Here is an 18,378-nt window from a genome sequence, read left to right as displayed (position 1 = left end):
CGCCATGAGAGTTGTCCAAGGATTGCTTGGGCTGCTGCTGGTAATGGCCTTCTGCTTGCAGAGGGCCCTGGCGGCCGAAGCCCATCTCGACGTTCGTATCACCCCCGCCAACGCTGCGCTCAAGGCCAATATCGAGGCCTACTTGGGCAGCCTTGGCGAGCGTGATCAGGCGGCCCTGCAAAGATTCCGGCGCAACGCCGTAGAGCAGGCGCAGAAGGCCGCCCAGGCTTTGGGTTACTACCAGGCGCGCATCCGCGGACGGGTGACCGATGACAAGGTGCCCACGCTGCGGATCAATGTCCGACCCGGTGAGCCTATTCACTTGCGCAACGTGACTGTGCGCGTCGAAGGTCCCGCCGCCAAGCTCAAGAGCTTTCGGGTTCCCGGCGGTGATGCCCTGAAACCGGGCGCACAGCTCAATCACGGCGCCTATGAGGACGCCAAGCGGCTGATCCAGAACCAGGCGTCGCGCTTCGGTTTCTTCCGCGGCCAGTTCACCCAGCAGCAGTTGCGCGTCGATCCCGAGGCCGGCGTAGCGGACATCGAACTGGTATACGCCAGTGGGCCGCGCTACCGCCTGGGCAAGGTCGACTTCGCCGGCGACTTCCCCTTCGACGAGGACCTGCTGCAGCGCATGGTGCCGTTCAAGGAAGGCGCTGACTACGACTCCGAGCAGATCGCCGATCTCAACCAGGCCTTGCAGTCCAGCGGCTACTTCGACGGCGTGCGGGTCGATGCCGCGCCGACCAATGCCGATGCCGAGGTGGTCCCGGTGCACGTTCACCTGGAGGCGCGCAAGCCGCGCACCATGGGCCTCGGACTGGGCTTCTCGACTGACGTGGGCCCCCGCGCACGGGCCACCTGGACCCGTCACTGGGTCAATCCGCAGGGCCACAGCCTGGGCTTCGAGGCGGAGGTTTCCGCGCCCCGGCAGAACGTCGGCGCCTGGTACGAGATTCCGTTGGACCCGCCGCTCACCGACAAGCTGCGCTTCACCAGCGGCTACCAGTACGAAGACCTGGTGGACACCGAGAGCAAGCTGCTGACCCTTGGCGGTGAGTGGCACCACAAGCTCGACAGCGGCTGGCAGCGGGTGGTCTCGCTGAACTGGCAGCGCGAAGAGTACAAGCTGGGCGACGATTCGGGCCTGAGCAGCTTCCTGATGCCGGGCATCGGCTACTCGATCCTCGAAGCCGACAACAAGATCGACCCCGGCAAGGGCTACCGCCTGCAGTTCGAGGTGAAAGGTGCCAAGGAAGGACTGCTGGCGGATGCCGACGTTGCCCACATCAATGCCATGGCCAAGGGCGTGACCAGTTTCTGGGGTGGGCAGCGCTTGCTCGGACGTATCCAGGTCGGCGGCATCGCCACCAACGACTACAGCGCGATCCCACCGTCGCTGCGCTTCTTCGCCGGCGGCGACCAGAGTGTGCGTGGTTATGACTACCAGACGCTGTCGCCGAAGAACTCCGATGGTGACCGCATCGGTGGCCGCTACATGGTCGCCGGCAGCGTCGAGTACCAGTACCCCATCGCCGAGCGCTGGCGTGTTGCGGCCTTCGTCGACCAGGGCAACTCGTTCAACTCGCTGGACTTCCCCTCGATAAAGACCGGCGTCGGTATCGGTATCCGCTGGATTTCCCCGGTCGGCCCGCTGCGCCTGGACCTCGCCGACGGCCTGGACGAGGACGGCGGCATCCGCCTGCACTTCTCCATGGGGCCTGAACTATGAGTCGCGCCGGCTGGATGCGCACGCTGCGCTGGAGCCTGGGTGGCCTGCTCGGGCTGACGCTGCTGTTGGTGATCGCCGTCGCGGCATTGACCGGCACGCCCGCCGGCAGCCGAGCGGTGCTGAGTTGGGTGCCGGGCCTGAGCGTCGATGCATTCGATGGCCGCCTTGCCGGTGGCTTCAGCGCCAAGCGCCTGGAATGGACCGACGGCGCCACCCACCTGGTGCTCGACCAGCCGCAGATCGACTGGTCGCCTGCCTGCCTGCTGCGCATGACCCTGTGCCTGCACAAGGTCGTGGCCAAAGAAGTGCTGTTGACCCTGCCGCCGAGCGAACCGAGCGAATCGTCCGGCCCCATCGAACTGCCCGACCTGAGCCTGCCGCTGTCGCTGGAGCTGGGTGACATCCGCATCGGCCGCTTCCTGCTCGATGGCCAGGAGCAGCTGCGCGACGCCGAGTTGGCGGCGCATTGGGACCATGAAGGCTTGCACATCGACTCGGTGAAGCTCGCGCGCGATGGTCTGGACCTGTCGCTCAAGGGCTTGCTGAAGCCGACCCAGGGCTGGCCGCTGGAGGCGGAGGGCACTCTTGGGCTGCCGGCGCCGGGTGAGAAGCCCTGGACCTTGCAACTGCAGGCCAAGGGCGAGCTGATGGGGCACCTCAAATTGCAGGCGCAGAGCAGTGGTTACCTGAACGGCAACCTGGACGGCGACCTGCAGCCGTTGGCCGAGAACCTGCCGGCCACTGCACTGGTGACCGCCGACGGCTTCAAGGCGGATGCCTCGCTGCCCGACACCCTGACGCTGAACCAGCTGCGCCTGAATGCCAGCGGCAACCTCAAGGATGGCTACCAACTGGCCGGTGCCGCCGTGCTGCCTGCCGAGGAAAGTCCGGTGGTGCTGACCCTGCGCGGACGCGTCGATGCAGAGGGCGCAGACATCGCCGCGCTCGACCTGAGCGCCGCCAAGGACCAGCGCGTGGCGCTGACCGGCCGCCTCGACTGGAAGGACGCCTTCGCCGCCAACGCCCAGCTCGACTGGCTGGACTTCCCCTGGCGTCGCCTGTACCCGGCCATCGACGAGCCTCCGGTGAGCGTGCATACCTTCAAGGCCGAAGTGAGCTACAGCGACGGTGCTTACCTGGGCAACTTTGACGGTGCCTTCAAGGGGCCGGCCGGCGACTTCACTTTGGCCAGCCCGGTGTCGGGCAACCTCGCGGAAGTCTTCCTGCCGTCGCTGAAATTGGTGGCAGGGCAGGGCAAAGCCGAAGGGCACCTGAAGGTCGGTTTCGCCAATGCGGTGACCTGGGATGCCGCCCTTGATCTGGCCGATCTCGATCCGGCCTACTGGCTCGAAGAGATGCCCGGCCGCCTCGGCGGGCCGCTGCGCAGCAAGGGCTCGCTCAAGGGCGAGACGCTGAACCTCGACGCCAACCTCGACCTTCAGGGCCGTCTGCGCGGCCAGCCGGCCACCTTCAAGGCGAACGCCTCGGCGGCGGGGCAGGCGTGGAAGGTCGATGGCCTGGCGTTGCAGCTGGGCGACAACCGCATCAGCGGGCAAGCCGCGCTGGACCAGCGGCTCTCCGGTCGGCTCGACATCGCCTTGAATCGCCTCGGCCAGTTGTGGCCGCAACTGTTCGGCCAGATCAGCGGCCGCCTTGATCTGGCTGGCACGTTGCAGGCACCGCAAGGGCAGCTGAAGCTCGACGGCCAGCGCGTCGCCTACGCCGACCAGGGCCTGCGCGCGCTGGATCTGACCGCCTCCCTGGATGCTGCCCAGCGTGGCCGGATAAACCTGACGGCCCAAGGGCTGCACAGCGGTGACACGGATTTCGGCGTGCTCAAACTGGACGGCAGCGGCGACCTCAAGCGCCAACAGCTGGCGCTTAACCTACAGGGCAAGCCGGTCGTGCTCGACCTCGGCCTGGACGGCGACTGGAACGGCAAGGATTGGCGCGGGCGCCTTGCCAAGGGGGAGATCCAGAGCGGTGGCCAGGACTGGCGCCTGCAACAGCCGGCGCGCCTGGAGCGCCTGGCGGACGGGCGCATCAACCTCGGCGCCCACTGCTGGGCTTCCGGACCCGCCAGCCTGTGCATGGAAGACCAGCGGTTGATGCCGGACCCGCGCCTGCGCATGCACCTGCGTGAGTTCCCGCTGGACAGTCTGGCTCGCTGGCTGCCCGAAGACTTCGCCTGGAAGGGCAAGCTCGACGGCGACGTGCAGCTCGACCTGCCTGCCAGCGGCCCCAACGGCTCCATCCTGATCAATGCCAACAACGGTACCCTGCGTATCAAGGAGCAGGAAGACTGGGTCGACTTCCCTTACCAGCGACTGCAACTGGAGAGTCGCCTGACGCCTCGTCGCATCGACACCAGCCTGCAGTTCCTCGGCGACAAGCTCGGCAGCCTGCAGGCGCAGGTCCAGCTCGACCCGCGGCCGAAAGCCAAGCCAGTGAGCGGCACCTTCAGCCTCAACGGGCTGGACATTTCCGTGGCCCGGCCGTTCGCGCCCATGGTGGAAACCCTCAAGGGCCACCTCAATGGCAGCGGGCAGATTTCCGGTGGCCTGCTGGCGCCGCGGATAGACGGCGAACTGCGCCTGAACGACGGCGAAATCTCCGGCGGCGACCTGCCGACCCGTTTCGAGCAGTTGCAGGTCACCGCGCGTATCGCCGGCGAGCAGGTGGATCTGAGCGGTGACTGGAAGGCAGGAGGGAACGGCAATGGCAGCCTGTCCGGCCGCATCGCCTGGGCCAGCGGCCTGGATGTCGATGTGAAGCTGCGCGGCAGCCGCCTGCCGGTGACCGTCGAGCCCTACGCCAACCTGGAAGTCGAGCCGGATCTCACCGTGCAGATGGCGGGTGAAAGGCTCGCCGTTTCCGGTTCGGTGCAGGTGCCGCGTGGCGCCATCACCATCCGCCAGTTGCCGCCGTCCACGGTCAAGGTCTCCGACGACACCGTGATCGTCGGCGCGAAGCAGGAACCCAAAAGCGCCCTGGCGCTGAACATGGACATCGACGTCAAGGTCGGCAGTGACAAGCTGACCTTCAGTGGCTTCGGTCTGAATGCCGAGTTGGCCGGGCAGGTGCACATCGGCGACAACATGGACACCCGTGGCGAGCTGCGCCTGAACAATGGCCGCTACCGTGCCTATGGCCAGAAGCTGACCATTCGCCGAGCACGCCTGCTGTTCGCCGGGCCCATCGACCAACCGTTCCTCGATGTCGAGGCGATCCGCAAGGTCGACGACGTGGTTGCCGGCCTGCGCCTGACCGGCAATGCCGAGCAGCCGCGCAGCGAGGTGTTCTCCGAGCCCGCCATGAGCCAGCAGCAGGCGCTGTCCTACCTGGTGCTGGGCCGGCCGATGTCCAGCGGCGAGGATAGCAACATGCTCGGTGAAGCCGCCCTGGCGCTCGGGCTCGCAGGCAGCGCACCGCTGACCGGCGAAGTGGCGCAGAAGCTGGGCATCCAGGACTTCCAGCTAGACACCGAGGGAACCGGCAACAGCACCAGCGTGGTCGCCAGCGGCCAGCTCTCCGACAAGCTCAGCCTGCGCTATGGGGTGGGCGTGTTCGAACCGGCCAACACCATCGCGCTGCGCTACCTGCTTAGCAAGAAGGTCTACCTGGAGGCTGCCAGCGGCCTGGCCAGCTCGCTGGACATCTTCTACAAACGTGACTTCTGAGGCTTTACGTAGGAGCGAGCTTGCTCGCGAGCCCCGTGACCTGCCTTCCGAGCGGACTGCCACAGTGGTGTTCGCGAGCAAGCTCGCTCCTACAGGGAGTCTGAACGTAGGGCGAGTAATCCGGAACGGATTGCTCGCCGCGCTGGCGGATAACGCCTGAGGCGTTATGCGCCCTACGATCCCTGCAAGACCGGCTTGCTCTGGCACTCCGGCAGCCTTCATGGCCCCTTAAGGTAGCCAGCACAGACTGCCCCCGCCGCCGGACGATGTGGCGCACAAGGGGAGAGTCATCATGCGCCTGGACCTGATCAGGACCCACCTGCTCGAATTCATCAACAAGGGCTTCCCGGCCCGTCAGCTGCGCCGTCTGGCCGCACGCGACCTGTTGCGCGGCGCTGCCGCCGGAAGGCTGGCGCCCAATGCGCTGACCGCGGCCTTGCTGGAGTGGTCCGCACTGGAGCCGGCCTCGGTGCTGGATCGCCTGGAAAGCCGGCGCGACGGGTTGAACGAGACAGAGGCAGGCGAGCGTCGGCAGCGCGATGGGCTCAACGAGGTCGACCAGGACCGACCCATCGGCGCCTGGATGCACCTGTGGTACTGCTACTGCAATCCTTTCAACCTGCTGCTCACCGTGCTGGCGACCATTTCCTGGTTCACCGAGGACGTCGAGGCTGCCGTGGTGATCGGCAGCATGGTGGGTATTTCCACGCTGCTGCGTTTCATCCAGGAGAAACGCTCCAACCGCGCCGCCGAGAAGCTCAAGGCAATGGTCAGCAACACCGCCACGGTGTTCCGCAGCGCCGAGGGCGACGGCTCCGCGCAGCGGGTGGAGGTGCCGATCCGTGAGCTGGTGCCGGGCGATGTGTTGTGGCTGTCAGCGGGCGACATGGTGCCGGCGGATGTACGCCTGCTCAGTGCCAAGGACCTGTTCGTCGGCCAGGCCGCGCTTACCGGCGAGTCCCTGCCGGTGGAAAAATTCGCCCAACTGCGCGACGCCCGCCAGGGCAACCCGCTGGAGCGTGACAGCCTGTGCTTCATGGGCACCACGGTGGTCAGCGGCTCCGCCCTGGCGGTGGTCATCGGCACCGGTACGCGCACCTACTTCGGCTCCCTTGCCGAGCGGGTGATCGCCAGCGATCCCACGCCGACAGCCTTTCAGACCGGTGTCAACCGCGTCAGCTGGCTGCTGATCCGCTTCATGCTGGTGATGGCGCCGGTAGTCCTGCTGATTAACGGTTTCACCAAGGGCGACTGGCTGGAGGCCGCACTGTTCGCGCTGTCCATCGCGGTTGGGCTGACCCCGGAAATGCTCCCGATGATCGTCACCTCGACCCTGGCCAAGGGCGCGGTGGTACTCAGCCGGCGCAAGGTGATCGTCAAGCGCCTGGACGCCATCCAGAACTTCGGCGCCATGGACATCCTCTGCACCGACAAGACCGGCACGCTGACCCAGGACCGCATCGTTCTCGAGCGCCACACCGACGCCTTCGGCCAGGTGCAGGACCGCGTGCTGCAACTGGCCTTCCTCAACAGCCATTACCAGACCGGGCTGAAGAACCTGCTGGACGTCGCCGTACTCGAACACGTCGAGCTGCGCCATGCGCTGAAGGTGGACAGTCGCTTCCGCAAGCTCGACGAGATTCCCTTCGATTTCGCCCGCCGACGGATGTCGGTGGTGGTCAGCGAACGCGAGGACAATCACCTGCTGATCTGCAAGGGCGCGCTGGAGGAGGTGCTGTCGGTCTGCGTCACCGTGGAAACCGCCGATGGCATCGAGCCGCTCACCGGGGCGCGCCTGGAAAACATCCGCGCGGTCGCCGATGGGCTCAACCAGGAAGGTCTGCGGGTGGTCGCCGTGGCCACCCGCGAGCTGCCGCCCACCCGTGATACCTATGGCGTGGCCGACGAGAGCGAGTTGTGCCTGGCTGGCTACATCGCCTTCCTCGATCCGCCCAAGGAAACCACCGCGCCCGCGCTGCGGGCATTGGCCGAGAACGGCGTGGCCGTGAAGGTGCTGACCGGCGACAACGATCGGGTGAGTCTGAAGGTCTGCCGTGATGTGGGGCTGGTGGTCGAGGGCGTCCTCCTCGGACCGCAGCTGGACGAACTGGATGATGCCGCGCTGGGCGAAGTAGCCGAATGCACCACGCTGTTCGCCAAGCTCACCCCCAGCCACAAGGAGCGCCTGGTGCGCGTGCTGCGTGAGCGTGGCCACGTGGTCGGTTTCCTCGGGGACGGCATCAACGACGCCCCGGCGCTGCGCACGGCGGACATCGGTATCTCGGTGGATTCGGCGGTGGACATCGCCAAGGAAGCTGCCGACCTGATCCTCCTGGAGAAGAGCCTGATGGTCCTGGAGGAGGGCGTGATCGAAGGGCGGCGCACCTTCGCCAACATGCTCAAGTACATCCGCATGACGGCCAGCTCCAACTTCGGCAACGTGTTCAGCGTGCTGGTGGCCAGCGCCTTCATTCCCTTCCTGCCGATGCTGCCGCTGCAACTGCTGGTGCAGAACCTGCTCTACGACCTGTCGCAGATCGCCATTCCCTTCGACCATGTCGACGACGAGCTGCTGCGCAAGCCGCAGCAATGGAATCCGGACGGGCTGGGGCGCTTCATGGTGTTCTTCGGGCCGATCAGCTCGATCTTCGACATCGCTACCTTCCTCGTGCTCTGGCATGTGTTCGGCGCCAACGCGCCGGAACACCAGACGCTGTTCCAGTCCGGCTGGTTCGTCGAGGGGCTGATCTCGCAACTGCTGGTGGTGCATATGATCCGCACCCGGCGCATTCCCTTCCTGCAGAGCCGCGCCGCCTGGCCGCTGCTGGGCATGACCCTGGTGATAATCGCGGTGGCGATCTTCCTGCCCATGGGGCCGCTGGCGCACTCCTTCCGCCTGCAGGCGCTGCCGCTGGGCTACTGGCCATGGCTGGTGGCGATTCTCCTGGGCTACATGGCGCTGACTCAGACGGTGAAGGGCTGGTTCGCCCGGCGCTATGGCTGGCAGTAGGGAAAGCGGAACCAACGTGCGAACCCGATCACCACTGGTCACGCGGGCATCGGGTTCAATACACTGAGGTATCCGTCTTTTCCTGCTGTGAGTCGTGAACTTGCCGTTGCAAGCCCTTCGCCTGCCGTTGCTCCTGCGTGTGCGCCTCAAATGCCTGGTCCTGCTGGGCCTGGCGCTGGCCAGCGTGCCGCTGGCCGCCTGCGAGAAGACCTTGCGCTGGGACGACGATCCACCCTTCAGCATGCAACTGCCGGACGGCAGCGTCGGCGGCCTTTACGTCGATCTGAACCGTGCCGTACTGGAGCGCCTGGGATGCCAGGTGCGGATGGTCAAGTTGCCCTGGGCACGGGCGCTCAAGGAGCTCGAGTTGGGCCGTCTCGACGTACTGCCCGGCGCCTTCCGCAAGCCGGAGCGCGAGGTCTATGCCTGGTTCTCCGGGGCCGTATTGCCGCCTTCGCGGAACATCCTCTTCGTCCGTCATGGGTTGCCCCAGCGTGACAGCCTGCAGCAACTCTCTGACCTGCCCGGCAGCGGCTTCCGCCTCGGCGCGCAGATCGACGTGTCCTACGGCGAACCCTACCGCCAACTGATGGCCGACCCGGACTTCGCCGCGCGGGTGTTCTTCAACCCCAGCCGCAGCAACCTCTGGCACATGGTCGACAAGGGCCGCATCGACGGCATCATCGCCGACGAACACAGTGGCCAGTACGAACTGCAGCAGCTGGGGCTGGCCAAGCGCATCGAGCCCACGGGCGTAGTGGTGTCAGCGGAGTCGGCGGAAATCGCGTTCAGCAAACGCACCCAGGATGAGGAGTTCGTTCGCCGCTACGCGCAGGTACTCAAGCTGCTCATCGACGCGGGCGAAGACCGGCGCATCCTGCAGCACTACGTCAGTCACTGACGGCTCTTGAGCTCAGGGCTTGCGCCAGAGATTGGTGCGGCGTGCCTTGGCCTCGTGTTCCTCGAACTGGTATTGGCCGACTTCCTCGGGCGTCTGCGCGTCGCTTTGCCGCCAGCGCGCGAGGCCGATGCTCAGCTGCGCGCGGCCAATGTCCAGGGTGTGACCGCAGTTCGGGCATTCCGCCGGGGTGACCCACACCGCAGCGCGCAGGCTGCCGTCGGGTAGCTGCTCGGCGTGCTTGAGGGTGGCGCTCTTGCCCAGCGCGAGTTGCACCAGGGCCGCACGGGAACGCTGGCCGAAGGGTTGTTCCAGTTCCGGGGCGGTGATGCCGCGCAGGTGAATAGTGGTGTCGCTGCCATTCGCGCGCTGGCAGGTCAGCTGGTCGCCGCTGAACACGGCCGTCACCTGGCATTCCTCATCCGCGTGGGCGGCGAGGGGAAGGAAGGAAAGTACGAACAGTGCGGCGGGAACGAATCGCATGGAGCCTCCGGTGGACCCCGTCAGCATAACCGCTGCGAGCATCCATCGGAGCCCCGTTGCAGAGCTTTTACTGGATCAGCGCCATCACCTGTTCGCTGTAGCGCCCGCCAGCGGCTGCCCCGGCCGGGAAGATCGCGTCCAGCTCCAGCAGTTCAGCCTGTGTCAGCGCCAGGTCCACGGCGGCGACATTTTCCTCCAGGTACTTGCGCTGCTTGGTGCCGGGGATCGGCACCAGGTGCTCGCCCTGGGCCAGCACCCAGGCCAGTGCCAGTTGCGAGGGCTTGACCCCGCGAGCAGCGGCCAGCTCGGCGACCTTGTCCACCAGTTGCAGGTTCTTTGAGAAGTTCTCGCCAGTGAAGCGCGGGCTGGAGCGGCGGTAGTCGTCCGGCGCGAAATCCTCGGGGCTCTTCAGCGCACCGGTGAGGAAGCCGCGACCGAGCGGGCTGTAGGGGACGAAACCAACACCCAGGCGTTGGCAGGCGGCCAGTACGCCACTTTCCTCCGGGTCGCGGGTCCACAGCGAGTACTCGCTCTGCAGCGCGGTGATCGGGTGGACCTTGTGTGCGCGCTCCAGTGTTTCTGCCGAGGCTTCGCTCAGGCCGAGGAAGCGTACCTTGCCGGCTTTCACCAGTTCGGCCATGGCGCCGACGGTTTCCTCGATCGGCACCTTGGGGTCGACGCGGTGCTGGTAGTAGAGGTCGATGTGGTCGGTGCCCAGGCGCTTCAGGCTGCCTTCCACGGCCTGGCGGATATACGCCGGGCTGCCATTGGCGCCGCGTACCTGCGGTTGGTCCGGGGTGCGCACGATGCCGAACTTGGTGGCGAGGAAGACCTGCTCGCGCTTGCCTTTCAGGGCGCGGCCGAGCAGTTCCTCGTTGGTGTGCGGGCCATAGATGTCGGCGGTGTCGAGCAGAGTAATGCCCCGCTCCAGCGCGCGGTGCAGGGTGGCGATGGATTCGGCCTCATCGCTGCCGGTGGTGTAGAAGTCGGACATGCCCATGCAGCCGAGGCCGATGGCGGAGACGACGGGGCCTTGCGAGCCCAGGCGACGGGTCTTCATGCGGGATTCTCCGAGGTGAGGAAAGGGGCAGGACCATTCTTGTTGTTTGTCAGGCATGGATAAACCGGCAGATTGTGGTTTAACTATTTGGCCAGGATGAATAATCGGAGTACGCCATGGACCGCTTGCAGGCCATGCAGGTCTACACCCGTATCGTCGAACTCAAGGCCTTCGGCAAGGCGGCGGACAGCCTGCAGATGCCGCGCGCCAGCGTGACCCAGCTGATCCAGCAACTGGAGATGCACCTGGGTGTGCAACTGCTGCGCCGCACCACGCGGCAGGTCAGCGTCACCGCCGACGGCCAGGCTTACTACGAACGCTGCGTGCGCCTGCTGGAAGACCTGGAGGAGGCGGAGAACTGCTTCTCGGACTCGCCCGACAACCCGCGCGGCAAGCTGCGCATCGATCTGCCCAGTTCGCTGGGGCGGCTGGTGGTGATCCCGGCGCTGCCGGAGTTCTGCCGGCGCTACCCGCAGATCGAGTTGGAACTGAGCCTGAATGACCGTCAGGTGGACCTGGTGCGCGAGGGCGTGGACTGCGTGCTGCGCGCAGGTGAATTGCCGGATTCCAGCCTGGTCGGTCGGCGCATCGCCGAGCTGGAGCAACTGACCTGCGTGAGCCGCGCCTACGTGCAGGAGTTTGGCTTGCCCGAGCATCCGGATCGGCTCGAAGGGCATCTCGCGGTCAATTACCAGTCGGCCTCCAGCGGACGCATCTTCGACCTGGAGTTCCGCTTCGACGGCCAACTGCGCACTCAGCGGCTGCCCAGCCGGATCTCGGTGAACAACGCCGACGCCTACATTGCCGCCTGCCGCGCCGGTTTCGGTGTGATCCAGGCACCGCGCTACCACCTGCGCGAAGGACTCGCCAGCGGTGAGCTGGTAGAAGTGCTGCGCGGCTGGCAGCCGCCGCCGCTGCCGGTGAGCGTGCTGTACCCGGTACGCAGGCAGATGTCGCGGCGCCTGCGGGTGTTCACCGATTGGCTGGGCGGAGTGTTTGCGGCGGGCATCGGCTGAGCCGTCGCTCGTCGGAAAGCCGCCGGGAGCGGGTGCCGACGTCACCGTGCTGGCTATGCTAAAGGCCGCCGTAGAGCGGTCCGCAGTCGCTGAAGTTGCGGCGTTTCTTTTCAACCACTCCCTGAAGGAAACGACCTAAATGAGCTTCGTCAAAGCGAAAGATGGCACTGAGATCTTCTACAAGGATTGGGGCAGCGGGCAGCCGGTGGTGTTCTCCCACGGCTGGCCGCTCAACGCCGATGCCTGGGATGCGCAGATGCTGTTCCTGGTGCAGAAGGGCTACCGGGTCATCGCCCATGACCGGCGCGGCCACGGCCGCTCTGGCCAACCGGCCAAGGGCAATGACATGGACACCTATGCCGACGACCTGGCGGCGGTGATCGACGCGCTCGACCTCAAGGGCGCGACCCTGGTGGGGCACTCCACCGGTGGCGGCGAGGTGGCGCACTACATCGGCCGCCATGGCACCAAGCGCCTTTCCGGCGCGGTGCTGATCGGCGCGGTGCCGCCGCTGATGCTCAAGACTGCGGCCAACCCCGGTGGCTTGCCGATCGACGTGTTCGACGGCATTCGCAAGGGTGTGAAGGAAGACCGCTCACAGTTCTACAAGGACCTCGCGCTGCCGTTCTACGGGTACAACCGGCCGAATGCGAAGAAGTCCCAGGGCGTGATCGACAACTTCTGGCTGCAGGGCATGACCGGCGGGCACCTGGGGCACTACCTGTGCATCCATGAATTCTCCGAGGTGGATTACACCGCAGACCTGAAGAAGATCGACGTGCCGGCACTGATTCTCCACGGCGATGATGACCAGATCGTGCCCATCGGCGCCGCCGGCCAGCGCTCGGTGGAACTGGTGCAGAAGGGCGAGTTGAAGGTCTACAAGGGCGGCCCGCATGGCATGTGCACCACCCTGGCCGATCAGGTGAACGAGGATTTGCTGGCCTTCCTCAATCGCTGAAGCCATTCGCGATCAAGCTCGCTCCTACAGGTGCCAGGGTGCTCTTCCTGTAGGAGCGAGCTTGCTCGCGAACCCTCTGCTCAATGAACGTGCTGCAACACGTTCACCAGCGTTCCCCGCGGATCGCGCACGTAGAAGCGCCGAACACCCCAGGGTTCCAGGGTCAGCGTGTAGGCGATCTCATGGCCGCCGGCCTGGGCACGCTCATACACCTCGTCGAGATTGTCCACCTCGATGGAAAGGTCGGGTACCGGCGCGCCGGAGCCCCCTTCGCTGGCAAGGCTCATCTGTGCCAGGGCGCTGTCACCGCTGGCGAGGGTGATCAGCCAGCCGTGGTCCATCACGATTTCCAGGTCGAACAGTTCGCGATAGAAACGTGCGACTTCGGCAGGCTTGCCGGTGGCGAGGTTGGCGACGATGCGGCGGACAGTCATGGCGGCGCTCCAAATGGGGACGCCGCCAGCATAGACCGTCAGTGTGCCGGACGCGCCGGTGGCATGCGGCGGCGGTGGATGCGGTAGAACTGGTAGAGCACGCCGATGACAAAGAGCAGCAGCGCGATCATCACCGCCGTCTGTACCGGTGGCGAATCCGGACCGTGGCCGATGGGGTTGGACGGCGGCAGGCGCGACAGGGATTCGTTGAGCGTGGGGATCATCATCAGGAAGAAGCTGAAGCTCATCGCTGCCGTTTCCAGGTATTCGCCCAGGCCGCCCAGCGCGCCGATCCGTTGCGCATAGCTGCCCACCGCAATGGCGATGAGGCAGAGGATGCCGATGGCATGTCCGGCATTGAAGCCGCCGGTACTGGATAGACCGAAGGCGGTGAGCACCCCGAGGATCATGCCGTACACATACCAGCGCCCGACCGGGCTGCGCGGATCGATGCGCCCCGCCTGGTAGAAGGCCCAGATGCCCGCAACCAGCGGCACCAGGCTGATGGCGGTATGCACGATACCCAGGGTGGAAAGGGGATTGGCCATGACGAACGCCTCCGCAGTGGGCACAGGGACGCCACGCATCCACGAGCTGTGCCTGGGCACGGAGGGGCGGGTGTGTTGTCAGGTTAGACGCAACCCGTGTGGGCGCGGGGCCTGGCCGGATTCAGCCGACGAACGTCACAGGCGCTTGTTGAGCCAGCGCGCCAGACGGTCGCCACCGAACTGGATCAGGGTCACCAGTGCTACCAGCAGGATGATCACGGTCAGCATTACCTGGGTGTCGAAGCGCTGGTAGCCGTAGCGGTAGGCCAGGTCGCCCAGGCCACCGGCACCGATGGCGCCAGCCATGGCCGAGGAGTTGATCATGGTCACCAGGGTGATGGTGAAGCCGGCAACGATGCCCGGCCGCGCCTCGGGCAGCAGCACGTTCCAGATGATGTGCCGGGGCTGGCAGCCCATCGCCTGCGCGGCCTCGATCAGGCCGTGGTCGACCTCGCGCAGGCTGACCTCGGCGATGCGTGCGAAGAACGGCGTGGCGGCGATGGTCAGCGGCACCACCGCCGCCCACACGCCATAGCTGGTGCCGACGATCAGGCGGGTGAAGGGAATCAGTGCGACCATCAGGATCAGGAACGGAATCGAGCGCAGCACATTGACCACGCTGCCCAGGCCCTGGTTGACCAGGCGCGCCTGGAAAATTCCGCCGGGGCCGGTGGTGACCAGTACCAGGGCCAGCGGGATGCCCACCAGGAACACGATGGCCGAAGACGCGCCGATCATCAGCAGCGTATCGAGCAGACCTTGCAGCAGGCGATCAGGCATGGGTGAGCACCTCCAGGCGATCGGCAACGTCGCGGGCACGTTCGAGCAGTTGCGGGGCGCTGCTGGCTGGGGTGGCGACGCTCAGCAGCAGACGGCCGAGGGCGCGGCCCTGGATACGCTCGATGCCGCCATGCAGCAGGCTGATGCGGCCGCCCAGGGCTTGGGCGATGGCCTGCAGGTCGGGCTCCTGTTCGCGCACGCCGGTGTAGTGCAGGTCGAGGATGACTTCGTTGTCCGAGGGGTGTTCCAGCCGTGCCAGCAGGTCCGGCGGCAGGTGCTGCTGCAGCGAGCCGAGCAGGGTGCGGCTGACTTCATGCTGCGGGTTGCCGAAGACTTCCCAGACGTCGCCTTGCTCAACGATGCGCCCGCGTTCGAGTACCACCACGCGGTCGCAGATTTCGCGGATCACCGCCATCTCGTGGGTGATCAGCACGATGGTCAGGCCCAGGCGACGGTTGATGTCGCGCAGCAGTGCAAGGATGGCCTGGGTGCTCTCCGGGTCGAGCGCCGAAGTGGCCTCGTCGCAGAGCAGGATTTCCGGCTGGTGCACCAGCGCGCGGGCGATGCCGACACGCTGCTTCTGCCCGCCGGAGAGTTGCGCCGGGTAGGCGTGGCGCTTGTCTTCCAGCCCCACGAGCTGCAGCAGTTCGTCGACCCGCTCGGCGATGCGCGCCTTCGGCACGCCAGCCACGCGCAGGGGCAGGGCGATGTTCTGCGCCACCGTCTTGGCCGACATCAGGTTGAAGTGCTGGAAGATCATGCCGACGCGACGGCGCAGGCCGACCAGTTGCTGGGCGTCGAAGGTGCCGATGTCCTCGCCGTCGATCAACACCTGGCCGACGCTGGGGTTTTCCAGGCGGTTGAGGGTGCGGATCAGCGAGCTCTTGCCGGCGCCGCTGCGGCCGATGATGCCGAACACTTCGCCACGGCGGACGGAGAGTTCGATGTCGCTCAGCGCCTCCACCGGGCCGTGGTGGCCGACGTAGGTCTTGCCCAGCCCGCGCAGGGCAATGTGCTGGGTGGCGAGTTCGAGATTGCGGTTGAAGCTGACCATGGTGGGGGCCTGTTCTGAGTTTGGGAGCGAGAGCTGGCGTAGGAGCGGACTTCGTCCGCGATGGCATCCGACGCGAGGCGAACCTATCGCGGACGGAGTCCGCTCCTACATAAACGCTTGCGCTTTTATTGCCAGGAACGTAGGTACGGTGAGGGCGCGTGCTCTTTGTAGGAGCGAGGGGGACGCCTAGTCCTTGCTCGCGAACGAACCCCGCTGCGGTGGTGAATGGTTCGCGAGCAAGCTCGCTCCTACAGGGTCAATTCCAGCCCGGCTGGTAGAGCGAGCCGTGGGCCTTGTCCAGCGCGGCGCGGACCTGCGGTGAATGCTGGTAGAGATCGACGAACTGCTTGAGCTTGCCGTCCGGGTCCTTGTAGTCATCGCGGGTGACGAACTGGATGACGTACTCCTTGTTCTCGATACCGTCGAACAGCAGCGCGCTGTTCGGGTCGATCGTCCCGGCCAGGCGGATGTAGTGCGGGTAGCCCTGGGCGAGGTCGACGTCATCCAGCGCGCGCACCAGCTGCACGGCTTCCAGTTCGATGATCTGGATGTGCTTCGGGTTGGCCACGATATCGTCCAGCGTTGCCTTGTAGCCCACGCCATCCTTGAGCTTGAGCAGCCCGGCCTTCTGCAGCAGTTGCAGGCCGCGGCCGCCGTTGATCGGGTCGTTGGCGATGGCAACCTTGGCGCCATCGGGCAGGTCGGCGATGGCCTTGAACTTGGTCGAATACAGGCCGATGTTGTTGATGATCCCCGGCGCGAACGCCTTCAGATGCAGGCCGCCCTCGCGGTTGGCGTTCTCCAGGAAGGGCGTGTGCTGGAAGTAGTTGGCGTCGATGTCGCCGTGGTCGAGGGTGATGTTCGGCGCGTTCCAGTCGGTGAACTCCACCAGTTCGACTTTCAGGCCCTGCTGGGCGGCTTCCTTCACTGCCACCTCCAGCGGCGGGGCGAAGGCTGCGGTGGTGCCCAGGCGCAGGGTGTCGGCGGCCTGGGCCAGGCCGGCGGCGAGGAGGCTCAGCGAAAGGCCGAGGGAAAGCTTGAAGCGTGCATGCATGGCAACGAATCCTTTTTGATCTGCTTAAAGAGAGAGGGCCGGAGTCGCTCCAGTGGCGGATTGTGCGCGGTAGCTCGCGCCGACATGCCGCGCGGGCAGCCGGGCGCGGCCGGCGCCGAAGAGTTTTTCCCGCAGGGTGCCGTCTGCGTAGGCGGTCTTGTAGGCGCCGCGGTTCTGCAATTCGGGCACCACCCACTCGATGAAATCGGCGTAGCTTTCCGGCTCCACGGTGCGGGTCAGGTTGAAGCCGTCCAGGCCTGCGTCGTTGATCCAGCCCAGCAGCTCATCGGCGACCTGCTGTGGGTTGCCCACCAGCGTGGTGTAGCGGCCGCCGAGGGCCAGTTGCTCCAGCAACTGGCGCACCGTGGCGTCGGTGCGGGCGACGGTCAGCGCCTTGGTGGCGGACTCGATGGCGTTGGTCTTCTCGTAGCGGATCGGCTCGTCCAGCGCATAGCGCGAAAAGTCGATGCCGGTGGTGCTGGCGAAGTGCGCCAGGCCTGCCTCGGCGCTGGCGAAGCGGCGGTACTCGGCGAGCTTGTCGCGGGCCTCGGCCTCGGTCGGTGCGACGATGACGTTGATACCCATGAATACCTTGATGTCGTCCGCCCGGCGTCCGGCATCGACCGCTGCCTGGCGGATGCGATCCACCAGCACGCGGGTGGCTTCGCGGGTCTGTGCTGAGACGAAGACACACTCGGCGTGGCGCGCGGCGAAGGCCAGCCCGCGATTGGACGCGCCGGCCTGGAACAGCAGCGGCGTGCGCTGGGGCGAGGGTTGGCTGAGGTGGTAGCCCTCGACGTCGAAGAACTCGCCGTGGTGGCGGACCTTGTGCACCTTGCCCGGCTGCGCATAGAGACGGCGCTGGCGGTCGGCGAGCACCGCGTCGTCTTCCCAGCTGCCTTCCCAGAGCTTGTAGAGCACTTCCAGGTATTCATCGGCGCGGTCGTAGCGGCGGTCGTGGTCGATCTGCCGCTCCTGGCCCATGGCGCGGGCGGTGCTTTCCAGGTAGCCGGTGACGATGTTCCAGCCGACGCGGCCGTCGCTCAGGTGATCCAGTGTCGAGAGCCTGCGGGCGAACGGGTAGGGCGCCTCGTAGGTGAGGTTGGCGGTGACGCCGAAGCCCAGGTGCCGGGTAGCTCCAGCCATGGCCGAGACCAGCATCAGCGGATCATTCACCGGCAGCTGGATGGCTTCTTTCGCAGTGAGGTCGATGCCGTTCTGGTAGACGTCGTAGACACCAAGGATGTCGGCGAGGAACAGGCCGTCGAACAGACCCTTTTCCAGCAGGCGGGCGAGGTCGGTCCAGTGGCTGAGCTTGTTGAAGTCGGTGGAGCGGTCGCGTGGGTGGGTCCACAGACCGTGGTTGATGTGGCCGACGCAATTCATGCTGAAGGCGTTGAGGAGAATCTGCTTCTGGCTCATGGGAAATCCCTGCTGACGGTGCCCTTGTAGGAGCGAGATTGCTCGCGAACCGATTGGAACTCGGGCTGTTCGCGAGCAAGCTCGCTCCTACAAAAAACAGCTGCCATGGCGGATAGCGCCGTAGGCGTTATGCGCCCTACATCGCCGGCCGGGTGCCTGTAGGAGCGAGCTCGCTCGCGAACCGATGGATGCTCGGGCTGTTCGCGAGCAAGCTCGCTCCTACAAAAAACAGCTGCCATGGCGGAT

14 protein-coding genes are annotated in these 18,378 nt (G+C 65.9%); 6 read left to right on the top strand and 8 right to left on the bottom strand.

What is annotated here, in order from left to right; genetic code table 11:
• The first annotated feature begins 4 nt into the window (after positions 1-4).
• The 4 genes from AC2T4A_RS23140 (at position 5) to AC2T4A_RS23125 (ending at position 9,323) form a co-directional block, all read left to right on the top strand.
• The gene (locus AC2T4A_RS23140; RefSeq protein WP_416746963.1) at positions 5-1,732 is read left to right on the top strand and encodes an autotransporter assembly complex protein TamA; all 1,728 of its coding nucleotides are present in this window, start codon (positions 5-7) and stop codon (positions 1,730-1,732) included.
• Positions 1,733-1,746: 14 nt separating this feature from the next.
• Entirely contained in the window at positions 1,747-5,412 is a 3,666-nt protein-coding gene (locus AC2T4A_RS23135; protein WP_486743720.1) for a translocation/assembly module TamB domain-containing protein, read from the top strand.
• Between the two features lie 292 nt (positions 5,413-5,704).
• The gene (gene mgtA, locus AC2T4A_RS23130) at positions 5,705-8,422 is read left to right on the top strand and encodes a magnesium-translocating P-type ATPase (RefSeq protein WP_486741904.1); all 2,718 of its coding nucleotides are present in this window, start codon (positions 5,705-5,707) and stop codon (positions 8,420-8,422) included.
• Positions 8,423-8,522: 100 nt separating this feature from the next.
• Positions 8,523-9,323 carry a substrate-binding periplasmic protein gene (locus tag AC2T4A_RS23125; RefSeq protein WP_486741903.1) on the top strand — a complete coding sequence of 267 codons (801 nt, stop codon included), beginning with the start codon at positions 8,523-8,525 and terminating at the stop codon, positions 9,321-9,323.
• A gap of 12 nt (positions 9,324-9,335) precedes the next feature.
• On the opposite strand, the gene AC2T4A_RS23120 is transcribed toward AC2T4A_RS23125, so the two are convergent.
• Both AC2T4A_RS23120 and AC2T4A_RS23115 read right to left on the bottom strand, forming a co-directional pair.
• Entirely contained in the window at positions 9,336-9,803 is a 468-nt protein-coding gene (locus AC2T4A_RS23120; RefSeq protein ID WP_416746969.1) for a thermonuclease family protein, read from the bottom strand.
• Positions 9,804-9,870: 67 nt separating this feature from the next.
• Entirely contained in the window at positions 9,871-10,863 is a 993-nt protein-coding gene (locus tag AC2T4A_RS23115) for an aldo/keto reductase (protein ID WP_486741902.1), read from the bottom strand.
• 116 nt (positions 10,864-10,979) lie between these two features.
• Here AC2T4A_RS23115 and AC2T4A_RS23110 point away from each other — a divergent pair, with 116 nt between their 5' ends.
• Both AC2T4A_RS23110 and AC2T4A_RS23105 read left to right on the top strand, forming a co-directional pair.
• Complete coding sequence (locus tag AC2T4A_RS23110; RefSeq protein ID WP_486741901.1) at positions 10,980-11,879, top strand: LysR family transcriptional regulator; 900 nt, start codon at positions 10,980-10,982, stop codon at positions 11,877-11,879.
• Between the two features lie 139 nt (positions 11,880-12,018).
• A complete protein-coding gene (locus AC2T4A_RS23105; protein WP_486741900.1) occupies positions 12,019-12,840 on the top strand; it encodes an alpha/beta fold hydrolase in 822 nt (273 codons plus the stop codon).
• A gap of 80 nt (positions 12,841-12,920) precedes the next feature.
• Here the strand turns inward: AC2T4A_RS23105 and AC2T4A_RS23100 are convergent, their stop codons facing one another.
• The 6 genes from AC2T4A_RS23100 to AC2T4A_RS23075 all read right to left on the bottom strand — a co-directional run bounded on the left by AC2T4A_RS23100 (position 12,921) and on the right by AC2T4A_RS23075 (position 18,132).
• Positions 12,921-13,274 carry a VOC family protein gene (locus tag AC2T4A_RS23100; protein ID WP_478379433.1) on the bottom strand — a complete coding sequence of 118 codons (354 nt, stop codon included), beginning with the start codon at positions 13,272-13,274 and terminating at the stop codon, positions 12,921-12,923.
• A 38-nt stretch (positions 13,275-13,312) separates the two neighbouring features.
• Positions 13,313-13,822 (bottom strand): hypothetical protein, encoded by a 510-nt coding sequence (locus AC2T4A_RS23095; RefSeq protein ID WP_416746979.1) that lies wholly within the window; start codon positions 13,820-13,822, stop codon positions 13,313-13,315.
• Positions 13,823-13,957: 135 nt separating this feature from the next.
• Positions 13,958-14,602, bottom strand: a complete 645-nt coding sequence (locus AC2T4A_RS23090) for a methionine ABC transporter permease (protein WP_486741899.1) — start codon at positions 14,600-14,602, stop codon at positions 13,958-13,960.
• Positions 14,595-15,656, bottom strand: a complete 1,062-nt coding sequence (locus AC2T4A_RS23085; protein WP_486741898.1) for a methionine ABC transporter ATP-binding protein — start codon at positions 15,654-15,656, stop codon at positions 14,595-14,597. The genes AC2T4A_RS23090 and AC2T4A_RS23085 overlap by 8 nt, the downstream gene beginning before the upstream one ends.
• 256 nt (positions 15,657-15,912) lie before the next feature.
• A complete protein-coding gene (locus tag AC2T4A_RS23080; RefSeq protein WP_486741897.1) occupies positions 15,913-16,710 on the bottom strand; it encodes a MetQ/NlpA family ABC transporter substrate-binding protein in 798 nt (265 codons plus the stop codon).
• A gap of 24 nt (positions 16,711-16,734) precedes the next feature.
• A complete protein-coding gene (locus AC2T4A_RS23075) occupies positions 16,735-18,132 on the bottom strand; it encodes an LLM class flavin-dependent oxidoreductase (protein WP_486741896.1) in 1,398 nt (465 codons plus the stop codon).
• Between the last annotated feature and the right edge of the window lie 246 nt (positions 18,133-18,378).

Source organism: Pseudomonas sp. PVC-3-1 (genome assembly GCF_057444315.1).
This window is presented reverse-complemented; position numbering and strand designations above follow the sequence as displayed.